Origin of the sequence: Larkinella arboricola (assembly GCF_003259745.1) — a bacterium.
GTDB lineage: Bacteria > Bacteroidota > Bacteroidia > Cytophagales > Spirosomataceae > Larkinella > Larkinella arboricola.
Genome location: NZ_QLMC01000005.1, coordinates 347,457 through 367,322, shown reverse-complemented (window position 1 = coordinate 367,322; position 19,866 = coordinate 347,457). Strand labels below are relative to the sequence as shown.

The 19,866-nt window shown below is 51.1% G+C and carries 21 protein-coding genes and 1 tRNA gene; 12 read left to right on the top strand and 10 right to left on the bottom strand.

Translation table 11 applies throughout. The annotated features are described in order from the left end of the window. Nucleotides 1–320: 320 nt before the first annotated feature. Nucleotides 321–485: a hypothetical protein gene (locus LX87_RS28880; protein WP_170139409.1), complete on the bottom strand. Its 165-nt coding sequence runs from the start codon at nucleotides 483–485 to the stop codon at nucleotides 321–323. Nucleotides 486–508: 23 nt separating this feature from the next. On the opposite strand from LX87_RS28880, the gene LX87_RS20765 reads away from it, so the two are divergent. The 3 genes from LX87_RS20765 to LX87_RS28870 all read left to right on the top strand — a co-directional run bounded on the left by LX87_RS20765 (nucleotide 509) and on the right by LX87_RS28870 (nucleotide 2,700). Beyond that, on the top strand, nucleotides 509–1,909 hold the full coding sequence (locus LX87_RS20765) for an efflux transporter outer membrane subunit (protein ID WP_111630191.1): 1,401 nt from the start codon (nucleotides 509–511) through the stop codon (nucleotides 1,907–1,909). Nucleotides 1,910–2,200: 291 nt separating this feature from the next. Next, nucleotides 2,201–2,488, top strand: coding sequence for a hypothetical protein (locus LX87_RS28875; protein ID WP_170139408.1), 288 nt, complete (start codon nucleotides 2,201–2,203; stop codon nucleotides 2,486–2,488). 53 nt (nucleotides 2,489–2,541) lie between these two features. Next, a complete protein-coding gene (locus LX87_RS28870) occupies nucleotides 2,542–2,700 on the top strand; it encodes a hypothetical protein (RefSeq protein WP_170139407.1) in 159 nt (52 codons plus the stop codon). Between the two features lie 51 nt (nucleotides 2,701–2,751). Here LX87_RS28870 and LX87_RS20755 read toward each other — a convergent pair whose 3' ends face one another. Continuing rightward, nucleotides 2,752–3,972, bottom strand: coding sequence for an isochorismate synthase (locus LX87_RS20755; protein ID WP_229310751.1), 1,221 nt, complete (start codon nucleotides 3,970–3,972; stop codon nucleotides 2,752–2,754). A gap of 247 nt (nucleotides 3,973–4,219) precedes the next feature. Here LX87_RS20755 and LX87_RS20750 point away from each other — a divergent pair, with 247 nt between their 5' ends. Together LX87_RS20750 and LX87_RS20745 are read left to right on the top strand one after the other, a co-directional pair. Further along, complete coding sequence (locus LX87_RS20750; RefSeq protein WP_111630189.1) at nucleotides 4,220–4,987, top strand: LytR/AlgR family response regulator transcription factor; 768 nt, start codon at nucleotides 4,220–4,222, stop codon at nucleotides 4,985–4,987. A 1-nt stretch (nucleotide 4,988) separates the two neighbouring features. Next, nucleotides 4,989–6,035 carry a sensor histidine kinase gene (locus tag LX87_RS20745; RefSeq protein ID WP_111630188.1) on the top strand — a complete coding sequence of 349 codons (1,047 nt, stop codon included), beginning with the start codon at nucleotides 4,989–4,991 and terminating at the stop codon, nucleotides 6,033–6,035. Between the two features lie 40 nt (nucleotides 6,036–6,075). Here the strand turns inward: LX87_RS20745 and LX87_RS20740 are convergent, their stop codons facing one another. Both LX87_RS20740 and LX87_RS20735 read right to left on the bottom strand, forming a co-directional pair. Beyond that, on the bottom strand, nucleotides 6,076–6,543 hold the full coding sequence (locus LX87_RS20740) for a response regulator (protein ID WP_111630187.1): 468 nt from the start codon (nucleotides 6,541–6,543) through the stop codon (nucleotides 6,076–6,078). A 188-nt stretch (nucleotides 6,544–6,731) separates the two neighbouring features. Continuing rightward, a complete protein-coding gene (locus tag LX87_RS20735; protein WP_111630186.1) occupies nucleotides 6,732–7,151 on the bottom strand; it encodes a hotdog fold thioesterase in 420 nt (139 codons plus the stop codon). A gap of 155 nt (nucleotides 7,152–7,306) precedes the next feature. On the opposite strand from LX87_RS20735, the gene LX87_RS20730 reads away from it, so the two are divergent. The 3 genes from LX87_RS20730 to LX87_RS20720 all read left to right on the top strand — a co-directional run bounded on the left by LX87_RS20730 (nucleotide 7,307) and on the right by LX87_RS20720 (nucleotide 9,993). Next, the gene (locus tag LX87_RS20730; protein ID WP_111630185.1) at nucleotides 7,307–7,945 is read left to right on the top strand and encodes a histidine phosphatase family protein; all 639 of its coding nucleotides are present in this window, start codon (nucleotides 7,307–7,309) and stop codon (nucleotides 7,943–7,945) included. Between the two features lie 155 nt (nucleotides 7,946–8,100). Further along, nucleotides 8,101–9,168 (top strand): sensor histidine kinase, encoded by a 1,068-nt coding sequence (locus LX87_RS20725; protein WP_111630184.1) that lies wholly within the window; start codon nucleotides 8,101–8,103, stop codon nucleotides 9,166–9,168. A 93-nt stretch (nucleotides 9,169–9,261) separates the two neighbouring features. Next, nucleotides 9,262–9,993 (top strand): LytR/AlgR family response regulator transcription factor, encoded by a 732-nt coding sequence (locus LX87_RS20720; RefSeq protein ID WP_111630183.1) that lies wholly within the window; start codon nucleotides 9,262–9,264, stop codon nucleotides 9,991–9,993. Here LX87_RS20720 and LX87_RS20715 read toward each other — a convergent pair. The 4 genes from LX87_RS20715 to LX87_RS20700 form a co-directional block, all read right to left on the bottom strand. Further along, nucleotides 9,971–11,464 carry a tetratricopeptide repeat protein gene (locus LX87_RS20715; protein ID WP_111630492.1) on the bottom strand — a complete coding sequence of 498 codons (1,494 nt, stop codon included), beginning with the start codon at nucleotides 11,462–11,464 and terminating at the stop codon, nucleotides 9,971–9,973. The two genes, LX87_RS20720 and LX87_RS20715, sit on opposite strands and share 23 nt — an antisense overlap. 101 nt (nucleotides 11,465–11,565) lie before the next feature. Next, on the bottom strand, nucleotides 11,566–12,315 hold the full coding sequence (locus LX87_RS20710) for a zinc ribbon domain-containing protein (protein WP_111630182.1): 750 nt from the start codon (nucleotides 12,313–12,315) through the stop codon (nucleotides 11,566–11,568). An 18-nt stretch (nucleotides 12,316–12,333) separates the two neighbouring features. Continuing rightward, nucleotides 12,334–13,455 carry a Nif3-like dinuclear metal center hexameric protein gene (locus LX87_RS20705; protein WP_111630181.1) on the bottom strand — a complete coding sequence of 374 codons (1,122 nt, stop codon included), beginning with the start codon at nucleotides 13,453–13,455 and terminating at the stop codon, nucleotides 12,334–12,336. Then, nucleotides 13,452–13,973 carry a DinB family protein gene (locus LX87_RS20700; protein ID WP_111630180.1) on the bottom strand — a complete coding sequence of 174 codons (522 nt, stop codon included), beginning with the start codon at nucleotides 13,971–13,973 and terminating at the stop codon, nucleotides 13,452–13,454. Before LX87_RS20700 ends, LX87_RS20705 begins: the two co-directional genes overlap by 4 nt. Before the next feature lie 96 nt (nucleotides 13,974–14,069). On the opposite strand from LX87_RS20700, the gene LX87_RS20695 reads away from it, so the two are divergent. Both LX87_RS20695 and LX87_RS20690 read left to right on the top strand, forming a co-directional pair. After that, nucleotides 14,070–14,143, top strand: a tRNA-Asp gene (locus LX87_RS20695). A 421-nt stretch (nucleotides 14,144–14,564) separates the two neighbouring features. Beyond that, nucleotides 14,565–17,009: a DUF5060 domain-containing protein gene (locus LX87_RS20690; RefSeq protein ID WP_111630179.1), complete on the top strand. Its 2,445-nt coding sequence runs from the start codon at nucleotides 14,565–14,567 to the stop codon at nucleotides 17,007–17,009. Nucleotides 17,010–17,064: 55 nt separating this feature from the next. On the opposite strand, the gene LX87_RS20685 is transcribed toward LX87_RS20690, so the two are convergent. Beyond that, nucleotides 17,065–17,433 (bottom strand): hypothetical protein, encoded by a 369-nt coding sequence (locus LX87_RS20685; RefSeq protein ID WP_146624519.1) that lies wholly within the window; start codon nucleotides 17,431–17,433, stop codon nucleotides 17,065–17,067. Between the two features lie 99 nt (nucleotides 17,434–17,532). Continuing rightward, nucleotides 17,533–18,612 carry a DNA polymerase IV gene (gene dinB / locus LX87_RS20680; protein WP_111630177.1) on the bottom strand — a complete coding sequence of 360 codons (1,080 nt, stop codon included), beginning with the start codon at nucleotides 18,610–18,612 and terminating at the stop codon, nucleotides 17,533–17,535. 229 nt (nucleotides 18,613–18,841) lie between these two features. Here dinB and pssA point away from each other — a divergent pair, with 229 nt between their 5' ends. Further along, nucleotides 18,842–19,534, top strand: a complete 693-nt coding sequence (gene pssA / locus LX87_RS20675) for a CDP-diacylglycerol--serine O-phosphatidyltransferase (RefSeq protein WP_310587936.1) — start codon at nucleotides 18,842–18,844, stop codon at nucleotides 19,532–19,534. Nucleotides 19,535–19,608: 74 nt separating this feature from the next. After that, nucleotides 19,609–19,866, top strand: a complete 258-nt coding sequence (purS, locus tag LX87_RS20670; RefSeq protein WP_111630175.1) for a phosphoribosylformylglycinamidine synthase subunit PurS — start codon at nucleotides 19,609–19,611, stop codon at nucleotides 19,864–19,866.

The window sequence follows — 19,866 nt, the reverse complement described above, 5'->3', positions numbered from 1 at the left end:
AACGTGAGTTTCTCAAAGGAGTCCGGGTTATAAGATCGTTCCAGCATACAGACGTAAAGCCGTGACCACCGTATATAATTTGTCAATTGTAAGAAATAGCATAATTATACGCAGTTGCCGAAACCTTTTTAAAGTAGAATGCTGTTGTCAGTCAAATATAGATTCTGAGCCATCTCTCCTCCGATACATCCAATTTTCAGTTTGTACAGCATTCCTCTTTTTTCGGTATTTGTTTAGCGCCTGAGAGAAGTATACCATCGCCGTGATCAATTTAAAAGCCCTCTGTCTTCCGGTGTGGATTCCGGCCACTACCCTGCTGGTTACCGCAGATGGTGGGTATAGCTCAACCGGGTTCCGCCCATTACATTGGGACCGGATTTCGGTACGACATTCGAAGTTGTGATGGGTTGCAGGAACAGGTAATTACCAATCCCGATGACCGACTTAAAGAACGACAGCAGGTTCGAATTAAATTGCAGCGCCAAAGGTTGGCCACAAAACAAAAAGTATGAGAAAAGCAGTTTGTTACAGTTGTTTTACGGTTTTATGGTTTAGCATTACGGTTACCCTGGCCCAGACGACGGCTTCGGCGGGAGGTCCATCCGGTGGTTCGGCCACGACGGCGGTTGTTCCGACGAACACGGTGCGCGATGGCTGGGCGGTTTTTCACGATGCCACGCTTGATTCGCTGATTGATCTGGGACTAACCAGCAACCCCGATATCCGGGTGGCCGTCAGCCGGGTTGAAGAAGCCCGGATTCGGGTGCGGGTGGCCGAGTCGTATCTGGTCCCTTCGATCCGCAGCAGCCTTAACTTCACGACCCAGAGTTTGTCGGAATACCGTCCGGTGGCGGTTCCGGTAGCCAGTGAACGATTGCCCCGGCTGCAACTCAACACGCTCCAGATTCTGCCCATCGATGCCAGTTACGAAGTAGATTTGTTTAAACGCATCCGCAATACCGTTCGGGTGACGGACCTGCAACGGCAGGTTTCGGAGTCCGATGTCCGGATTACGCAGTTGATCGTTGCGTCCGAAATCGCCCGGCTGTATTATCTCATCCGCGCCAACGACAGCGAACAGGCTGTGGTCCGTCGGAACATCACCCTGCGCGACTCAACCATTTCAATCATCCGCGCCCGTTTTCAGGCGGGTCTGACCAACGAAATCGACGCCAAACGGGCCGAAACCGACCTAGCTAACATCCGGGTTCTTCTGTTGAGCCTGGAGCGAAGCCGGACCGAACTGGTCAACGGACTCTCGAACCTGTGCGGGCAAAACCCGGCGACGTTTACGGTATCGCCGGGCCGACTGGGAACGGTTTTCCCGGACTTGCCTTTTGCCGCCATCACCGCCGAGCAACTCCGCCGTCGTCCGGATCTGTTGCAGGCCGAACAGCAGACCCAGGTAGCCGATGTACAAATTCAGGTTAACCGGTCGGCTCTCTATCCCCGTATCAACCTGGTGGGCTCGGGCGGAACGCTGACCGGGCGGATTGGCGGTCTGTTTTTTCCGGCCAGTATGACGTATCTGTTCGGAGTCAACGCCAGCGTCCCCATTTTTGAAGGAAAGCGGAACCAGCAGAACATCGTGCTGGCCCAACAGCAATACCGCACCGCCGACGCAGCTTACCAGCAGCGGTTTCTGACGGCCCAACGCGAAGCAGAAACGGCACTGGATAACCTGCAAAATACCCGTCAGCAGATTGAAGCGCAGAATATTGCCCTCGAATCGGCCCGCTATACCGAACGGCTCAACCGGGAATTGTATGTAAAGGGCTTAACAACTTTTCTGGAAGTGCTCGATGCGCAACGCACCGTGCTTGATTCGGAACGCCAACTGGTGATTCTGCAAGGTCAGCGGGTTTCGTATACCGTGGCCTTGCTCAAGGCATTGGGGGGAAGTTTGTAAGACTGCTCCACCAAACTGAATAAAGGCGGAAAGGGTGATTCCTTTCCGCCTTTACTTTTTAGAGGTTTTTCCCTCCACACAGTGCGTTCGGTGGATGTGCATAACAAAAAAATCTATAAGCAGCGGCCAGGCCATTCCTATCCGTAGACGGACTGGAAGAAAAGTCTCATTTTGCGCTTAAAAGAAATTTTCCCGTTCCATTAAACCGTAAAAATCTTTCAAACCTTCTGTGACCCGCCGGGTTTAAGTGGTGTTTCTTGTCTATTCACTTTAATCAATACGCAATAAATTATGGAACGCCAAACCATCGAAATGCCAACCACTGCTGATATGGACGTCAACGGCACCGCAGCAACGGATCTCGATTTATCAACCACTGCCACTGCCCGTGATCTGGACGAGTCGGGAGCCAGCTATCCGGGCGAAATGAGCAGCAGCGGTTACGGCGGCTCGGCATCCATGCCAACCGGTCCGGACGATGACGAAGATCTGGACGAGGAAGATCTCACCATCGATGATGATGAGGATGACGAAGACTTTGATGAAGATTTAGATGAGAGCGAAGACGACGAGGTATAGCCGTCGGCCGTAAACGCTCATCAACCATTCACCTATATAAACTAACAAAACGGATGGAACCGAAGGAAACCAACCAGCCCGAAGCAGAATCGCAGGAACAGGAAAAGAATCAGGATCAGGATGCTGAATCGCCGGGCGTCAGTGCCCAAGCCAACCGAACCACGGATGAACACCGTGCGCCAAACGATCCGGCGGAAGGACCGCGCGACTAAAGAGAGGAAGTGGGATGTGTTCCGTTGCGGACACATCCCACTTCGTTTTATTCAGGACTTATTAAAGACCGACAACAGGGTATCGCACTTCAGCTCGGTTTCGCGCCATTCTTTAGCCGGGGCGGAATCTTCCGTCAGACCGGCTCCGGCATAAAGCGTTCCCTCCTGCCCCTCGAGCTTCATACAGCGTAAATTAACAAACAGATGCGACTCTGGGCCTTCGGCCCGGAAGATATTAACAGGCCCGAGAAAACCGCTGTAAAGCTCCCGGTCGTGCGCTTCATTTTGCAGAATAAACTCCTGAGCCGTTTCGCGCGGCATACCGCATACCGCCGAGGTTGGATGCAACAGCCGCAGCATTACCGTACCCAGTTGCGGAAAGTTAACGGCCTGCATATCCACCGAATAGTCTGAACGCAGGTGCATCAGATTACCCGCAATGACCGTTCGGGGTCCTTCTTCGAGGTACTCCCGAATCCGGATTTTCTTGAAACAGCCAATAATGTAACGGCCCACGAGTGCCTGTTCTTCAATTTCTTTCTGGGTCCAGGGAGCATCGGCGGTGCGTTTGGGGCGACCCTCGGAGTCAAACGCCGACTGCGTTCCGGCCAGCGCCACCGTACGGAAAATACCGTCGCCCTCCATGCTGACCAACCGTTCGGGTGTGGCCCCCAGCCAGATCTGGTTACGTTCGGGCAAATACACGGCGGATACAAATGCGTTCGGGTAAGCCTTACACAGCCGGTTAAACAGCATCAAAACGTCGGGCTGCTCATCAAACCGGATGGTTTTGGTGCGCGACAAAACGACCTTCCGAAACTTTCCGCGTTCCATCTGCCGGATGGCCCGGGTTACGGTTTTTTCAAACCAGGTTTGCTGCTCATCAGACGGTCCAATGAGTTGAATGGCCGGGATGGTTTCCGTTCGGGCGGTTTGGGGGGCCGTGCGAAATAATACGTCGAGGGCCGGGTGCTTATCGGAAAGTTTATTCTCGGAGGCCAGAATGGTACCGTTTTCGTCGAAGCGCCAGTAAAAATCAGCTTTTAAAAACAGGGTCTGTTCCGCATCCGGATTGGTAAACGGACTAACGGCAAACCCCATGGGAAGCTCTTCAAAATCCATGGCGACGGTCGAAACCGTGCCGGAAGCGTCAATAATTAACTCCCGTTCGCTACGGTTGGGCAGGCGCCAGATGGCTGCGGGATACCCAGCCTGAACAGCCGACTGCCAGAGCGACTGGCCGGTTTGCTGCGTTTGTACAGTTGATGACAAGTGTGTTGAAAATTGCATTATCGAAATAAAGCCGATGCAAATTTAATCCTATTTAGATAACAGCTAGGACTTATTTTTTGTGCGCTGAAATCAAATTATTCGCCTAAATTTCTGTCGGGCACCAATTCTGTCGCCATACCGGGCAAAAAAGCAACTCAGGAGTCTTTTATAACAATTCATCCGCAATGGGGTTGGCAGCGAAGCTCATTAAGACGTATTTGATCTCATTTTAACCGGAACCGAATTCATGGACATCCTGATCGTTGAAGACGAACCGCTGGCCGTTCAGAAATTAGTGAAACTTCTGAACCAGACCGATCCAACCTGCCGCGTTCTGGGGGCAACGGACGGGATTGAATCTACGGTGGACTGGCTGAAATCGCACGCCCAGCCGGACCTGATTCTGATGGATATTGAACTCTCCGATGGTCAGAGCTTTGAGATCTTCAACCTCATTTCGATTGATTGTCCGGTTGTTTTCACCACATCGTATGATGAATCGGCGGTAAAATCGTTCCAGACAAACCGTTTCGAGTATTTATTGAAACCGATTAAAAAAGATGAACTGGAGCAGGTACTGACCCGGTACAAACAGGATCGTTCTCCCAAGATTACGTCGGCCGACATTGACGAACTGGTGGACGACCTCCGCAAGCAAAGCCGGCAGCCGGAGTTCAGGAGTCAGTTCCTGGCCAGAAAACAACAGCGATTAGTTTCGGTTGATGCCGCCGATGTAGCTTTTTTTTACGCCAAAGAAGGGGTTACGTATCTGTACAGCCGGGACAAAAACCGCTATGTGGTGGAATACACGCTCGACGCCCTCGAAGAGTTTCTGGAGCCAACCCGCTTTTTTCGGATTAACGACCAGTTTATTGTTGAACTCCGAGCAGTTTCACGAATTCATTCCTACCTTAACGGACAATTTAAGATCAACCTGGAATCCGGTGGTATTGTGCAGGATATTGTGGTAAGCCCTGACCGCACCAGGGAGTTTAAAGAATGGATCGGAAGGTGAAATGCAAAAACTGAAGGATAAGTGGACGCGCCTGCTGGGTGTCCCTTTGCTGGCTTTTGTGGGGCAGTGGACCATGTACGGGTACACAAACGTTCCGTACCCCGACGACTGGCGAATTCCGTTTTTCTTTATCCTGGGTAGTGTCGTGGTCTGGGAAACCAATCGCTGGGGCATTATTTTATCGCGCCGGAAATACCCCGAACTAACCCAAACCCGACACCGGGTCTTGTATCAACTGGTCTGGTTTGCTTTCTTCGCGAGCCTGATCCGCATCTCCCAGACCTTTTTTTATGAACTCATCGGACTCTGGCCGTCGGATGACCCGCTACAGTTCAAGCCCTATTTTTTCAACACTCTCGTTTCCTTTGTTGGTACCATTCAGATTGCAGCCTATTACGAGGGCGTTTATCTTTACCGGCGGTGGAAAGTGGCTTATACGGAAGCCCAGGAACTGAAAAAAGTAAACCTCCAGAGCCAGCTCGACTCGCTGAAAACCCAGATTAACCCGCATTTTCTGTTCAATAACCTGAATTCACTCTCGTCACTGATTTCGAGCGATACAGAACAGGCCGAGCTTTTTGTGGACGAACTTTCCTCGGTTTATCGGTATCTGCTCCAGCAAAATAACCGCGATCTGTGTCCGCTGAACGATGAAATCCAGTTCATAAAAGCGTACTTTCACCTGCTAAAAACCCGGTATGGCGACGGCATTTTCATGGACATCGACATCGAGCCGCCTTATCTGCATTACCTGATTCCCCCGCTTACGCTACAAATTTTGCTCGAAAATGCCATCAAACACAACATCATTGCCGTCAGCCGTCCGCTCACCATTCGGCTGTATACACGCGAGAATAATTTGTACGTGGAAAATAACTTACAGAAGAAAAAAATAGCCGTTCCGTCCAATCAGATTGGTTTGCAGAACATCATGATCAAGTACAAGCTGCTGGCTCATTCGCCGGTCACGATTCACTACGATCATGAGCGCTTTCTGGTAGGTGTTCCCTTGCTCACACCCAGTGCCGAAGTTGTGAGTAATTCGTAGGAAGTCTCTGGCCGTGGACCTGATTTGAACCGGCGAACGGTTAGCGGGAAAAACGTTTTTTCGTTAACCAGCGCTGACAGATTTCCTCCAGTTGCGCTTTGATGGTGTTCACCGAAAAGGCTTTCTGAATAAAGCCGCTGGCCCCGGCCTTGTAGCACTCTTCTTTGTCTTTCGGCGAGCTGGAACTGGTAAAAACCACCACCGGAATATCCCGCCACTGGTCGTTCTGCTTCAGTTCGGTCAGTAATTCCAATCCACTAATGTGGGGCATTTTCAGGTCCAGCAGAATCAGATCTGGCTTTGGCCTGCCAGAATCCGGCTCTTGCTGGATAAACAGTCCATCCGAAAACAAGTGCAAGGCATACTCAGGCAGGTAACGGGTAAATATCCATTCGTACAAAAACAGATTATCGTCGTTGTCATCGATGATGTAGAGCGTTGGATTTATTCCAACCAGCCTTCTCTGCGCGAGTCTAGGGAGCGAATTCCGGAACTCCGAATTTTCCATGCCTTTACATAAAACCGCTTAAATATAAATACTCAAGTAGCTCACAAGCAAACATTGTCAGACAAAGGTATATAAAAAATATACTTAGTTAGTTTCCGGTAAACAAAAAGTTACATACCCGCAAGAAAATGGCTTGCCGCTCGGCTGTTTTATTACATTCCGGTCCTATTTCCCTTAGCCTAAACCAGTCAACGTCCGTCAATAACGGCTACCGTCAGGCGACTTATACAGACCAGTTTGCCGGCTTCGTCCGTAATGCGAATGTCCCAGATATGCGTCGTGCGGCCAATGTGAATGGGCGTTACTTTTCCGTATACCCAACCTTCTTTAACAGAACGCACGTGATTTGCATTGATCTCCAGCCCAACGGCCCGCTGGCGGCCGGGGTCCTCAAGCTGCATCACCGACGCCACACTGCCCAGGGTTTCGGCCAGCACCACCGACGCGCCCCCGTGCAGGATTCCGAAGGGCTGATGCGTTCGGTGATCCACCGGCATCCGGGCGGTTAGAAAACCGTCGCCAAGCTCAATTAATTCGATGCCTAAATGGCTTACAATCGAGTTAGTGTGAAACTGTTGTAATGATTCAATGGTCCAATCCGGCTTCATTCTATGAAGTTTATTTCGTAATTTTGCAGACCTTTTTGCGATAAGTCCAGATCAAAATAACGAATAGTAAATAACATCGGCTACCCATACGCAGGGATGAATGTGCGCAATCACAGTTCGTTACTATTTAGTATTTTTTATTTCCTATTTCAAGGTTGAAACAAAAAACAATTTACCTCATTCGCCACGGCGAAACCGATTATAACCGGCAGGGCATTGTCCAGGGGAGCGGTGTTGATTCGGATTTGAATGCGATGGGCCAGGCCCAGGCGCTGGCTTTTTACCAAGCTTATCAGCACATTCCGTTTGCAAAAGTCTATACGTCAAAACTCCGGCGAACGATGCAATCGGTGCAGTATTTCCTCGATGCCGGTATTCCTCACGAAAGCTACGAAGGGTTGAACGAGATCAGCTGGGGCGCTCGGGAAGGAAAAATGCCCAATAACTTTGACAATGAATATTACCGCACGCTGATCGAAAACTGGGCAGCCGGTCATACCGACTATCCGACGGAGCAGGGCGAAAGCCCGAATCAGGTCATGGAGCGCCAGCAACCGGTTATTGAACACATCCTGGCCCAGACGGACGAAAACCCCATTCTGATCTGTATGCACGGCCGGGCCATCCGGATTCTGCTGTCGTGGCTGATGAACCATACCCTGGCTACTATGGATATGTACGAACACAGTAATTTGTGTCTGTATAAACTGAGCTACTCCTACGACACCCGGGAATTTACAATCGAGCTCTCCAACGACAGTACGCACCTGCTGGCGCTGGTGATGCACCAGTAACCATTTTTCCGAAACCGTAACGAGTACGTATACCGAAAAACCGGCATCTGAAATTTCTATATTACCACTCCTGTAATAAAAGCCCTACTTCATCCACAAAACCCTATATTCGCTATAGATACCGTGTCATTGAAGTAGCTTACAGTGGTGAAAGCATGTCAAAGAATAGAATATATTGGTTTTGTCAGATTGTTGGGTGGACCATGCTCATCATGGCAGAGTTTGCCATTTTTACGTTTGAAGAAGGGTACCGATCCGACTATTTCTACGAGGCCATTGCCACCATTATTCTTTGCATTTTACTGACGCACCTGTACCGATTAACGATTAAACGATGGCGCTGGGTGCAGTTGCCGTTCTTTCAGTTAGTTCCCCGCGTCATTTTATCGGTCTTTGTGCTGGCGGTGATCATGACCATCATCAATCTGCCCATCGACAAACACCTGCTGCCGCAATACCTGGCCGACGACCCTTCCAACGTGCTGGGTTACCTCCTCAACTGGTGCAAAAGCATGTTAGCCTGGGTATTGAGCTACACCGCCTACCATTACGTGGAGCGATCCCGTGACGCCGAAATTGAAAAAATTCTGCTGAAAACCTCCATCCGGGAGTCCGAAGCCAAGGTGCTACGGTCGCAGCTCAACCCGCACTTTGTCTTTAACGCCCTCAATAGCATCCGCGCTCTGGTGCTCGAAAATCCGACCAAAGCACAGCACAGCATCACCCAGCTTTCCAATATTCTCCGCAACTCGCTGCTGGCCGACCGGCGCAAAACCGTGGAACTCCGCGAAGAAATCAAAACTGTCGAAGACTATCTGGCCCTCGAAAAAGTCCGCTACGAAGACCGTCTGAATTGCAATCTGGAAATTGATCCTAAAACGCAATATTTGCAGGTACCGCCCATGATGCTGCAAACACTGGTGGAAAATGCCATTAAACACGGCGTTCAGAAAGCAATCACCGGCGGTTTTGTCGAACTGACAACCTGGCTGGAAGATCATCTGCTGTATATTCGCATTCGCAATACCGGCGTACTCGGCAATACGGAAGCATCGGGCGGTTTTGGCCTCAAGAATACGGCCCAACGGCTCGAACTGCTTTACGGCTCCGAAGCCAGCTTCCGGATTCAGCAGGAAACCGCCGACGTTGTCTGCGCCGAAGTCATGATTCCCATGCAGTCGGCGGGCGTCTTCAAACGGACCGAAGAATTGAAAAGAGTCTAACCTTATGCACCGTTCAGGGTTTATGGCTCGGTCGCTATCGCAACCGTCAGGCCTATTCCTTGAGCCTCCAACCTTAGCTTTAAACCACAACAAATGAAAACACTGATCGTTGACGACGAGCGACTGGCCCGAAACGAACTCCGCCGGCTATTGGACAACTTTCCCAAAATTGAAGTCATCGGCGAAGCAGCCAACGCCGACGAGGCTCTGAAAATGATTGATGAATTGCAGCCGGAACTGCTGTTTCTGGATATTCAGATGCCCGGAAAAAACGGTTTTGAGTTGCTGTCGTCCATTGATGGAAAAGCCCCGGAAGTTATTTTCACCACGGCTTACGACGAATACGCCATCACCGCTTTCGAATATAACGCGCTGGATTATCTGCTCAAACCGATTGAATTGAACCGGCTCTCGGAAGCCATTAACCGTGTTGAGGAAAACAATCACCACCCGGAAACCGAAGCACCCCGTCGGGATACCAATAAAATTCTGGGCGAAAACGATCAGGTGTTCGTGAAGGACGGCGAAAAATGCTGGTTTGTGAAACTGGGCAAAGTACGGTTGTTCGAGTCGATGGGCAACTACGTGCGGCTGCATTTCGACGACCAAAAACCACTGGTCCTCAAATCATTGAACAGCCTGGAAGATCGCCTGGACCCTAACACGTTTTTCCGCGCCAACCGCAAACACATCATCAACCTGCCCTGGATTGAAAAAATTGAGCCGTGGTTCAGCGGGGGGCTGCTCGTCACGCTGAAAGGTGGTGACAAGATTGAAATTAGCCGTCGGCAGGCCATTCGGTTCAAGGAGCTGATGAGTCTGTAGAAAGCTCGTTGAGGGCCGCGCGGGCTTTGTTGTCGATGCTGTTTTTGTATTCGTGTTTTTTGTAACTCAGGGCTTTCTGGAAATACTGACGGGCTTTGGCCGGATTACGCTTTTGCTGGTAAATATAACCCAGTTGCAGCGCGGACGTAGCTCCGTAGGAAAGCTGGCTGGCTTCGCTTAAGCGAATCGCCCGTTCAAAATACGGCATGGCTTCGTCGGCATCGCCCCGGCGCTGAAAAATCCGGCCTTTGCGGTAATTAAACTCCGCTTTTTCGCTCACCAGCGAGAAGGAGGATTCGGTGTAGGGGCGCAGGGTGGTTAAAGCCGTATCGTAAAAACCGCCGTCGGTTGCCAGCCGGGCTTTCATCAGAATTTTCTGCCGGACCGAAACCCCTTTTTTGAAGTATGCTTCGGCAAACTTCTGGGCGGCCTTGTCTGATTCGACCACGGCACTGCCCACGCTGCCAACCTGCCGCAGATACGGCAGGGCCCTGGTATCGTCGTCGCTCAACCAGTAACAGAGGAACAGCTTATAATTGGTATCTTTCAGAAAGTTAACCCCTTTATACTGGTTGAGAAAGGCCCGGTACGATCCGGCGGCTTGCGCGTAATGGGCCTTCTGAACCAGAATCTCGGCTTTTAGATACTCTAAAATGGGAAACGGGAGGTAATCCGGACCGATTGGCCGCTTGTTCAGAAACCGAAGAGCATCTTCACTTTGCGCATCCTTCATCAAAACGGAGGTAGCAAAAAAGTGCAGCAGCAGGTTATCCGGGCCGTTCTCAACCATCGTTTTGAGGTTTGTTGCATCAGCCTCCGTAAATTTAAGCACATACGCCCGAATCAACAGGTCGATCAGACGAGCTTCGGTCTGAAAAAGCGTGTCCTTCTGCACCACTGTCCGGATTTCCTCCAAACCCTGCCGAATGTTGCCACGCAATCCGAGCATCCGGGTTACCCAGGTAAAGTTATCGGGCACCGCGCCAATCATGACGTGCAGGAGTCCCAATGATTTATACGTGGGCAAAAAACCGGGAAACTTCTTCCGGTTTTCTTCCAGCAGTTTATACGCCCGAATAACGTCCCAGCAGGCGCTGACTTCCTGCCCGAATTTCAGCTTGACAAACGCCCAGTGTAACCGCACTTCCGCCTGCGTAAACCGCTGCCAGGGCGAATTTTCGTCCAGACTCCGTAATACATCGAGCCGCTGGTCCTCCCGGTCGTCCCACTGTTCATACAGCTTTCGGTCGTCCGAAACCAGGAGGGTAACCATATCGGCCAGATTATCAACGTAAATTGCAACACCGTTTTTCCGGGCCACTTCTCCGGCTATCATCCGCCGACCATCCTGCACCTTTAGCTTCAATACCTCGCCATACCCACGCTGCAAGGTGGGCGTCAGCTCAAAATCGGCGGCCCGAATCGAGCCAGCCACTCCCACCAACCCCCACAGAAACAATACGATTCGCATGGCGCGAAAATAAGCATTTGTCGGCAACGGTTTCCGTTCAGACTGTAGAAACAGAAAAGGCCGCCCTAAAGCAGCCTCTTCATACAAAAGAAATAGTTTACTTATCGGCGCGATGATACCGGCTCGGGAACGCCTTCTACATCGGCGAAAATCCGGCCGCAATGCTCGCAAACGATGATTTTTTTCTTATCGCGGATGTCGGCCTGCCGTTGCGGAGGAACGACGTTGAAGCAGCCACCACAGGCACCGCGTTTCACGATAACAACGGCCAGGCCGTTGAGCGCATTTTCCCGGATTTTGTTGTAGGACTTCAGCAGCCGCTCTTCAATGTGCGTCGCCTGATCATCCCGCTCGTTCAACAGCGATTTCTCCTCATCCTGGCTTTCAGAGGTAATCTGGTTAAGCTCCTGCATTTTGGCTTTCAGATCTTCCTTGCGTTCATCCAGCGCCGACTGCGTTGCTTTAATTTCTTCCTGCTTGTTGCGGATTTTAAACGAGGCTTCGTTGATTTTCTTATCAGCCAGTTCAATTTCCAGCGTTTGCAGTTCCACTTCCTTCGAGATGGCGTCAAATTCGCGGTTATTGCGGACGTTCATCTGCTGGTCTTTATAACGGGCAATCAACTTCTCGGCATCCTTCTTAACCGCTCGATTCCGGTCGATTTCCTCTTCCAGTGCCTGAATATCGGTGTTGAATTTACCAATACGGGTTTCAAATCCGGCAATATCATCTTCCAGATCACGCACCTCTTCCGGCAGGTCACCGCGGATCTTTTTTAGTTCATCAAGTTGAGAATCAATCGATTGAAGTTTAAGAAGTGCTTCGAGTTTTTGAGCAATCGTCAGTTCCATTCGTGCGGTTTTATCTGCCTATAAGTAGTATTGCACCGGGTTGGTGTCAATATCGGACAAAATTACCGCAAAGGTAATCATTTTTTCCAATAAATACTGCTGAATCAACTCTTTAGTAAATACTTCGCTCTCATAGTGTCCGATATCGGCAATGATGATGCGGTTATCGGCATCGAAAAATTCGTGGTATTTATAATCCGCTGTGATAAACACGTCCGCACGGGCTGCCAGGGCATCATTCAGTAAAAAACCGCCTGCACCTCCACACACGGCCACCCGGCGCACCGGCTGCCCCCGCAAAGCGGTATGCCGGATAACGGAAAGATCCATCCGGTTTTTAAGATACGCCAGAAAATTAGTCTCGCTGAGGGCCTCCGGCAAGTCGCCAACCGCCCCCGAGCCGACCTCCTGGTTTTCATTGACGAGCGTTGTGAGGTAATAGGCAACTTCTTCGTACGGATGCGCCTTCCGCAACGCGGCCAGCACGGTGTTTTGCCGATACGCCGGAAAGATCACTTCAATCCGGTTTTCGTGCGCCTGCTCGTCCTGGCCCGCTTCCCCCAGAGTGGGATTGGAATCGGTATTTCCGCGAAACGTTCCCGTTCCCTCGGTTCGGAAGCTGCACCGGTCATACTTCCCGATCTGACCCACCCCTGCTTCATACAGTGCATCCAGCACCGCCTGGGAGGCTCCCCGAAATTCCGGTTTTTCTTGCTCGGTTGGCACAAACGTCACCAGCTTCATCAGCATCTCGGATTTCGGTGCCAGTATCCGTACGTTTTCCAGCCCCAGCTTCTGGGCGATCTTAAAGCTTACCCCGCCAGCAATATTATCGAGGTTGGTATGGGCCGCATACAGGGCTACGTCGTTTTTGATGGCTTTGATGACCACCCGCTCGACGTAATTCCGGCCATTGAGTTTTTTCAGTCCCCGAAACACAATCGGGTGATGCGCCACGATGAGGTTGCAATTTTTCCGAACGGCTTCTTCCACGACGGCCTCCGTGATGTCGAGGGTTACCAGAATGCCCGTTACGGTGACACCGGGATCACCCACGATCAGCCCCGCATTGTCGTAGCTTTCCTGATAGGCCAGTGGTGCCCAGGCTTCGAGGTAGGCGGTTATGTCTTTTATTTTCATTTCAGTCCGTAGCGTTCGGCTAATACATTCAGATGATGGCGTTCGTGCCCGGCTAGGATGGCGAATAAAGCACGTGCCGACACGGGCAACCCATTGGCCGTCCCCACCCGTTCCTGGGCTTCTTCCGGCAGGCTCTCGACCAGGGCCAGCGTCGATTGACGGACATAGCCGTACTGATTGAGCAGTTGCTGCTGCGATTGCGCACCGAAGTTGGCGTTTTTGACATAAGCATTCTCGTCAAACCCCGGCAGCGATTGGTGTTCACCCCGGGCAATACACAGCGCCCGGTAGGCAAAAATGCGTTCGGTATCGATCATGTGTCCCAACATTTCCCTGGGCGACCACTTTCCTTCCGCATACCGATAGTCCTGCTGCACCCCGGTTAAATTTTTATATAAACTTTCTACAACCGTAAACTGCTGACGCAGCAACTCGGTAACATTCTCGGTATCAACCAAATCAATGTATTTAGCGAAAAAGCTATCGCTTGGATACTCAGCCGTGGAAGGTTTTTTCATTAAATTTTCTTCATTTTTTTTGGCAAAGGTATTGCGTTATATCGAAAAGGCGCTACCTTTGCACCACGTTTTCGGAACAACGAAGGCGAAAAACTTGGATCGGTAGTTCAGTTGGTTAGAATGCCGCCCTGTCACGGCGGAGGTCGCGGGTTCGAGTCCCGTCCGGTCCGCTCCAAGTAACACGTCTCCCAGAGACGTTAACGAAAAAGCCCTCAGCAATCACGCTGAAGGGCTTTTTTGCTTTTTACACCCCACCTATCACCCTCTTGATTTGCGTATGCATTGGTAACGGCAAGCCACGCAACATCTCCGCCCCTTTTGCCGCTTACGTCCAAAACCGTTCCCGAACTTATTCATACCAAATACGAAAAATTTTTGCTACTTTGCTTAAGTATTCCTGCCACCATTCCATAAGTATAATTCGGACACGGGTAAGTAGGACAAAAGGGTGTAAACGCCCTGGCTAAACGGGACCGCCCCAAACCGGATCATCCTGGTAACCAATATAAAATAGTGTAATCGAATCAGAGCCACCCGCTAGAACAGGTCAGACATAAACCCGTCGTGGCCGCATACCCCGCCATTATTTTTATGAAAAAACAAGTACACAAGACAGAATTACAGCGGTTTCTAGCCTGTTGTTTAATTCTCCTGAGCCTTCTCCCGTTTAAAACGTACGCCGATGAGGTCAGCGGTTTGACGCTGGTTAGCGCGGCCACCAACGCCGACCTCAAGCCGTTAAAAAATGGCGATATCATCAACCTACAGGCAACGGGCAATCTGCTCAACATTCGAGCTAATACCCGTCCGGCTACCATTGGCCGGGTGGTTTTCGCTCTGGATGGTAACGAAAACTTTCGTACCGAACGGGATGCCCCCTACTTTCTGGCTGGCGACTCCCAGGGTAGCCCCAACAACTGGACTCCTTCGCTGGGCGTACATACCTTGAAAGCGACACCTTATAGCGCTTCGGGACAGGCCGGTGTGCCGCTTATTGTTACGTTTACGGTTGTTTCTGTTACCCCGCCCGACGAAGTGCCCGACTACGGTCCTGACGGCAAAGGAAATGTTCGGATTGAGGGCGAGTTGAAGAAATGGCACAAAATCACCCTGGTCATCGACGGACCGGCCACCTCCGAAACCGCAGCCGAGAATCCCTTCCTGAATTACCGCCTGAACGTAACCTTTACCAAAGGCTCTAAACGCTACGTAGTACCGGGCTACTTTGCCGCCGATGGCAACGCCACCCAGACCAGCGCTACGTTTGGTAACATCTGGAAAGTCCATTTCTCACCCGATGAAACCGGGATCTGGAACTACACCGTCTCCATGCGCAAAGGCGCCAACATTGCCATCAGCGATGCAACAAACGAAGGAACGGCGGTGGCCTTGCTCGATGGTAAGTCGGGCACGATCAGCATTTCTGCCACGGATAAAACGGGGGCTGACCTCCGGGCCAGGGGCCGCCTGCGCTATGTGGGGGAACACTATCTGCAATTTGCCGAAACGGGTGAATACTTCATCAAGGGGGGCGTCGATTCACCTGAGAACTTTCTCGCCTATGACGACTTTGACAATACGCCCAATATTGCCGGTCGGCGTAAAAGCTGGGGTCCACACGTACAGGACTGGAAAGAAGGCGACCCGACCTGGCAGGATGGCAAAGGCAAGGGCATCATCGGGGCAATTAATTACCTGGCCAGCCAGCAGCTCAACAGCTTCTCGTTCCTGACGATGAACATTAAGGGTGATGACAAAAATGTGTACCCCTACCTGAGTTCGGAAGATTTCACCCGGTTTGATTGCTCGAAGCTCGATCAGTGGGAAACCGTCTTTGAATATGGTGAGAAGCTGGGTATGTACCTGCACTTTAAGACCCAGGAACGGGAAAACTGCACACTGTTGGACGGTGGCAATGTCGGCACACAGCGCAAGCTCTACTACCGGGAACTGATTGCCCGCTTTGGTCATCACCTGGCCTTAAACTGGAACATCGGAGAGGAGAACATCCAGACCACCCAGCAACGCAAGGACATGGCGCAGTACTTCTATGAGCATGATCCGTACAAAAACCACATCGTTCTGCACACCAACGTCAAGCAGCAGAATGAAGTGTATACCCCCTTGCTGGGCGATAAATCCGACTACAGCGGGGTATCGATTCAGGCAGACTGGAATCAGGTCTACACGGAAACCAGGTTATGGGTTCAGCAATCTGATATAGCCAACAAAAAGTGGATTGTGGCCAATGATGAACAGAACTCGCTGGGTGTGGCCACTGACGCCGACTACAAAGGCAGGCGAGGTACCGTGGCCGACAACCAGAACGGCATCCGTCAGGAGAGTTTGTGGGGCAACCTGATGGCCGGTGGAGCAGGTGTTGAATACTATTTTGGAGGCAACACCGGCGAAACCGATCTAGCGGCTGAAGACTTCCGCTCCCGGGCCAAAATGTGGCGCTACAACCGGCTTGCGCTGGAATTCTTCAAAACGTATGTGCCGGTAAAAGACGTAACGGCGTTGAGTAACGTCAGTCGGGGCTGGGTGTTAGGTCAGGAAGGAAAGCTGTATGTGGTTTACCTCAAGAATGGCGGAACAGCCAACATTACCTTAGATACGGAAGATACATATTCTGTCAAATGGTATGACCCCCGCAACGGCGGCAATCTTCAGGAAGGTTCGGTACGTTCGATCTCCGGGAGTGGCCCACAGTCCATCGGTACCCCGCCAGCTTCCGCCAACGAGGATTGGGTAGCTTTGATCGAGGTGGAGCCTGCACAGCCCGTCACCAAACCCTTCGCCATTTATCCAAACCCAACCGCTAACCTTGTAGTCATTCAGGGGATTGCCAGCTCGTGTACGGACGTAAAAATGTCCCTTACCGACAGCCAGGGGAGAATGTACAGTTCACCCATTCACACCCTCAAATCTTCGGGGGATATAGAGGTAAGGCTGGACGGATTGAGTGTTGGGGTTTATATTTTGCGGGTCAATTCATGTGGTGATACGCACACGAAAAAAATAATCATCAAATGATTACAGTGAGGGCCCTTTCCCGGGCCTGGTTTGTGTACCAGTACAAGTAAGCAAGTTAAGACACGCGAACCGAGTTGGGCAGAGTCGTTGGCACATGCAGGCTGTTAACGCCGGTTTTCAACCGAAGTTCCGTATACTTATAAAAATCATCGAACAAGTCCTGCAATTCATGCACAAACCGCAAATACCGGCGCGAATGCACACATAGCCAGCAGTTAACACCCTGAATTAGCCGGCAGTCATCCAGCGTCCAGTATTGTCCCCGTGCGTCGGGCCGAAAGCCAAAAGCAAGCAGCCACTGCTTCGTCAGCTTGATGGGCAGGGGGCGGTCAGTCGGCCTGAGTTCTTTCAGATTCCACTCCGTCATGAATGCCGGGCCACTCGGCATCATGTAATAACGGTTTGATTTCAATCCGGCGTTCATAAGGCTTTCTGGTCGGCAAAAAGTGGCTACAAAGTACACAAAAAAATAGCCTGTCTATCTTTCCTCTCCATATTTTTACAAACCGGCAACGGGATTTTGCTAAAAAGGCAGCAACAACTGCTGGCTAGCCGACTGATCGGTGGCTTCCAGGTTGGAAACCGACACACCCAGTAGCCGCACTCCTTTCGGCACCGGAAAGAGCGCCGTCAGTAACTCGCTCCCAATCCGATCCAGAAAATCCTTTTGCGTTATCGGCCCCAACGTCGTCCGGCTACGCGTAATCTGCTCAAAATCAGAAAATTTCACTTTCAGCGTTACCGTACGGGCTACCACCTCCAGTCGCTCACACGACCGCCAGACCGAATCCAGCAGCGGTTGCAGCCCAGCCATGAGTTCGGCGTCGGTACCCAAATCCCGGTCGAATGTATTTTCCGAACCAATCGATTTTCGAATCCGGTCGGGCGTAACGGGCCGGTTGTCAATAGCCCGGGCAATGGCATAATAATAGCTACCGGCTTTACCAAAGTGCTGTTTGAGAAACGTTTCCGTTTGTTGCCGCAAATCCCAGCCGGTAAAAATTCCGAGTTGGTTTAGCCGGGCCGCCGTCACCTTTCCAATACCGTGAAACGCTCCGACGGTCAGCGTCTCGACAAAAGCCAGTCCCTGCGCGGGTCTGATGACGTACAAACCATCGGGCTTGCGGAAGTCGGAGGCCAGTTTTGCCAGAAACTTGTTGTACGAAACACCCGCCGAAGCCGTCAATTGGGTTTGTTGCTGAATTTTAGCCCGGATTTCCTGAGCGATTTGCGTCGCCGAAGGAATATCTTTTAAATTTTCGGTTACATCCAGATACGCTTCATCGAGCGACAACGGTTCGATCAGCGTCGTGTATTCGGCAAAAATAGCCCGGATTTGGCCCGAGACGGCTTTATAAACCTCAAAGCGGGGTTTGACAAAGATCAGGTCAGGGCATTTCCGCAGGGCTACCGAAGACGCCATTGCCGAACGAACCCCAAACTGCCGGGCTTCGTAACTGGCCGCAGCCACCACGCCCCGCTGACTCGAACCGCCCACAGCCACGGGTTTCCCGCGCAATTCGGCATTATCCCGCTGCTCAACGGACGCATAAAATGCATCCATATCAATGTGAATGATCTTTCGAACTGCGGACTCTTTCACAAATCAAAATGGTGATTTCGGATGGCAATCATCTTTCAATATACCAGAAAAACAGTTTTTATCAGCCATCAGCGCAACGGTTTTGGTATGGACGACGGTTTTCTTCCGCCCAAAAATTTGAGTTGCCAACTCTCTCCCGTAGATTTACGCGGTCATTTTCGGCAGGTTGTTTTTCAGTGTACAATCCGATTCTGGCCAAACCAACGTTTCACTAAGCTACCAAAAAACGATTAACACGCTCTTCCGACAACTCCCCAATGCCATGACCTGCGGCAATCTGCTCTGCGGCTGCATCGGCCTGGTCATGACGCTGCGCGGGCATTCCGAGGTGGCGGCCTGGCTCATTCTGCTTGCGGGGGCGCTCGACTTCGGCGACGGTTTTGTAGCCCGGCTGGCGGGTGTATCCGGGCCCTTCGGTAAAGAACTGGATTCGCTGGCCGACGTGGTGACGTTTGGCGTTTTACCGGCTACGCTGATTTTTCAGGAATTATGGTCGCTGGAACTCGGAAGCTGGTCGTATGCGGCTTATCTGATTGCCGTCCTTTCGGCCATTCGGCTGGCTAATTTCAACATCGACACCCGCCAGTCCGACCAGTTTATTGGGTTGCCGGTTCCGGCCAATTCGCTCCTGATTGCGGCTTTTCCGCTGATGAGCGCCTACCAGCCGCAGTTTGCTTTTCTGTGGCAAAACCCCGTTACGCTGTTTTTTCTGGTTGGTTTTTCCTTTATGCTGGTGGCCGAGTTGCCGTTGTTGGCGTTCAAGTTTAAATCGTTCGGCTGGCGGGATAATCAGATAAAATTCATTTTTCTGATCGTATCGGCTTTCCTCTTATTATTTTTGCAATTCGCGGGGGTTCCGCTGGTTATTTTTTTATACATCCTGATTTCATTTTTCGCTAAAAATAAAGGAGTAAAGCAGTAAGAAAGCGAACGGCTGAGCTGATTCATTCGCTCAGGTTTCGCTGTCTTTCGGGTTGCTCCCCTAATTCTTTCATCATGAAATACATTGCTCATATTGACATTATGCCCCAGAAGGAAATTCTTGATCCGCAGGGCAAAGCCGTAAAACTCGGACTCCACAATCTTCACATTGATTCGGTCGGTGATGTCCGAATCGGGAAACACATCCGGCTGGAAGTGGAAGCGGAGTCGACAGACAAAGCCAATTCGATTGTCGATACGGCCTGCCGTCAATTGCTGGCAAATCTGATTATGGAAGAATATACGTTCTCACTGGAGGAAATCAAGGCGTAA

What these genes read in the sequence shown, in the direction of transcription:
- LX87_RS20725 (WP_111630184.1), top strand. Translation starts at nt 8,101, where the DNA reads ATGTCAAAGAATAGAATATATTGGTTTTGTCAGATTGTTGGGTGGACC.
- LX87_RS20735 (WP_111630186.1), bottom strand. Translation starts at nt 7,151, where the DNA reads ATGAAGCCGGATTGGACCATTGAATCATTACAACAGTTTCACACTAAC.
- LX87_RS20690 (WP_111630179.1), top strand. Translation starts at nt 14,565, where the DNA reads ATGAAAAAACAAGTACACAAGACAGAATTACAGCGGTTTCTAGCCTGT.
- LX87_RS20745 (WP_111630188.1), top strand. Translation starts at nt 4,989, where the DNA reads ATGCAAAAACTGAAGGATAAGTGGACGCGCCTGCTGGGTGTCCCTTTG.
- LX87_RS20750 (WP_111630189.1), top strand. Translation starts at nt 4,220, where the DNA reads ATGGACATCCTGATCGTTGAAGACGAACCGCTGGCCGTTCAGAAATTA.
- LX87_RS20740 (WP_111630187.1), bottom strand. Translation starts at nt 6,543, where the DNA reads ATGGAAAATTCGGAGTTCCGGAATTCGCTCCCTAGACTCGCGCAGAGA.
- LX87_RS20710 (WP_111630182.1), bottom strand. Translation starts at nt 12,315, where the DNA reads ATGGAACTGACGATTGCTCAAAAACTCGAAGCACTTCTTAAACTTCAA.
- LX87_RS20700 (WP_111630180.1), bottom strand. Translation starts at nt 13,973, where the DNA reads ATGAAAAAACCTTCCACGGCTGAGTATCCAAGCGATAGCTTTTTCGCT.
- LX87_RS20715 (WP_111630492.1), bottom strand. Translation starts at nt 11,464, where the DNA reads ATGCGAATCGTATTGTTTCTGTGGGGGTTGGTGGGAGTGGCTGGCTCG.
- LX87_RS20765 (WP_111630191.1), top strand. Translation starts at nt 509, where the DNA reads ATGAGAAAAGCAGTTTGTTACAGTTGTTTTACGGTTTTATGGTTTAGC.
- purS (WP_111630175.1), top strand. Translation starts at nt 19,609, where the DNA reads ATGAAATACATTGCTCATATTGACATTATGCCCCAGAAGGAAATTCTT.
- LX87_RS28875 (WP_170139408.1), top strand. Translation starts at nt 2,201, where the DNA reads ATGGAACGCCAAACCATCGAAATGCCAACCACTGCTGATATGGACGTC.
- LX87_RS20720 (WP_111630183.1), top strand. Translation starts at nt 9,262, where the DNA reads ATGAAAACACTGATCGTTGACGACGAGCGACTGGCCCGAAACGAACTC.
- LX87_RS28870 (WP_170139407.1), top strand. Translation starts at nt 2,542, where the DNA reads ATGGAACCGAAGGAAACCAACCAGCCCGAAGCAGAATCGCAGGAACAG.
- LX87_RS20685 (WP_146624519.1), bottom strand. Translation starts at nt 17,433, where the DNA reads ATGAACGCCGGATTGAAATCAAACCGTTATTACATGATGCCGAGTGGC.
- LX87_RS20705 (WP_111630181.1), bottom strand. Translation starts at nt 13,455, where the DNA reads ATGAAAATAAAAGACATAACCGCCTACCTCGAAGCCTGGGCACCACTG.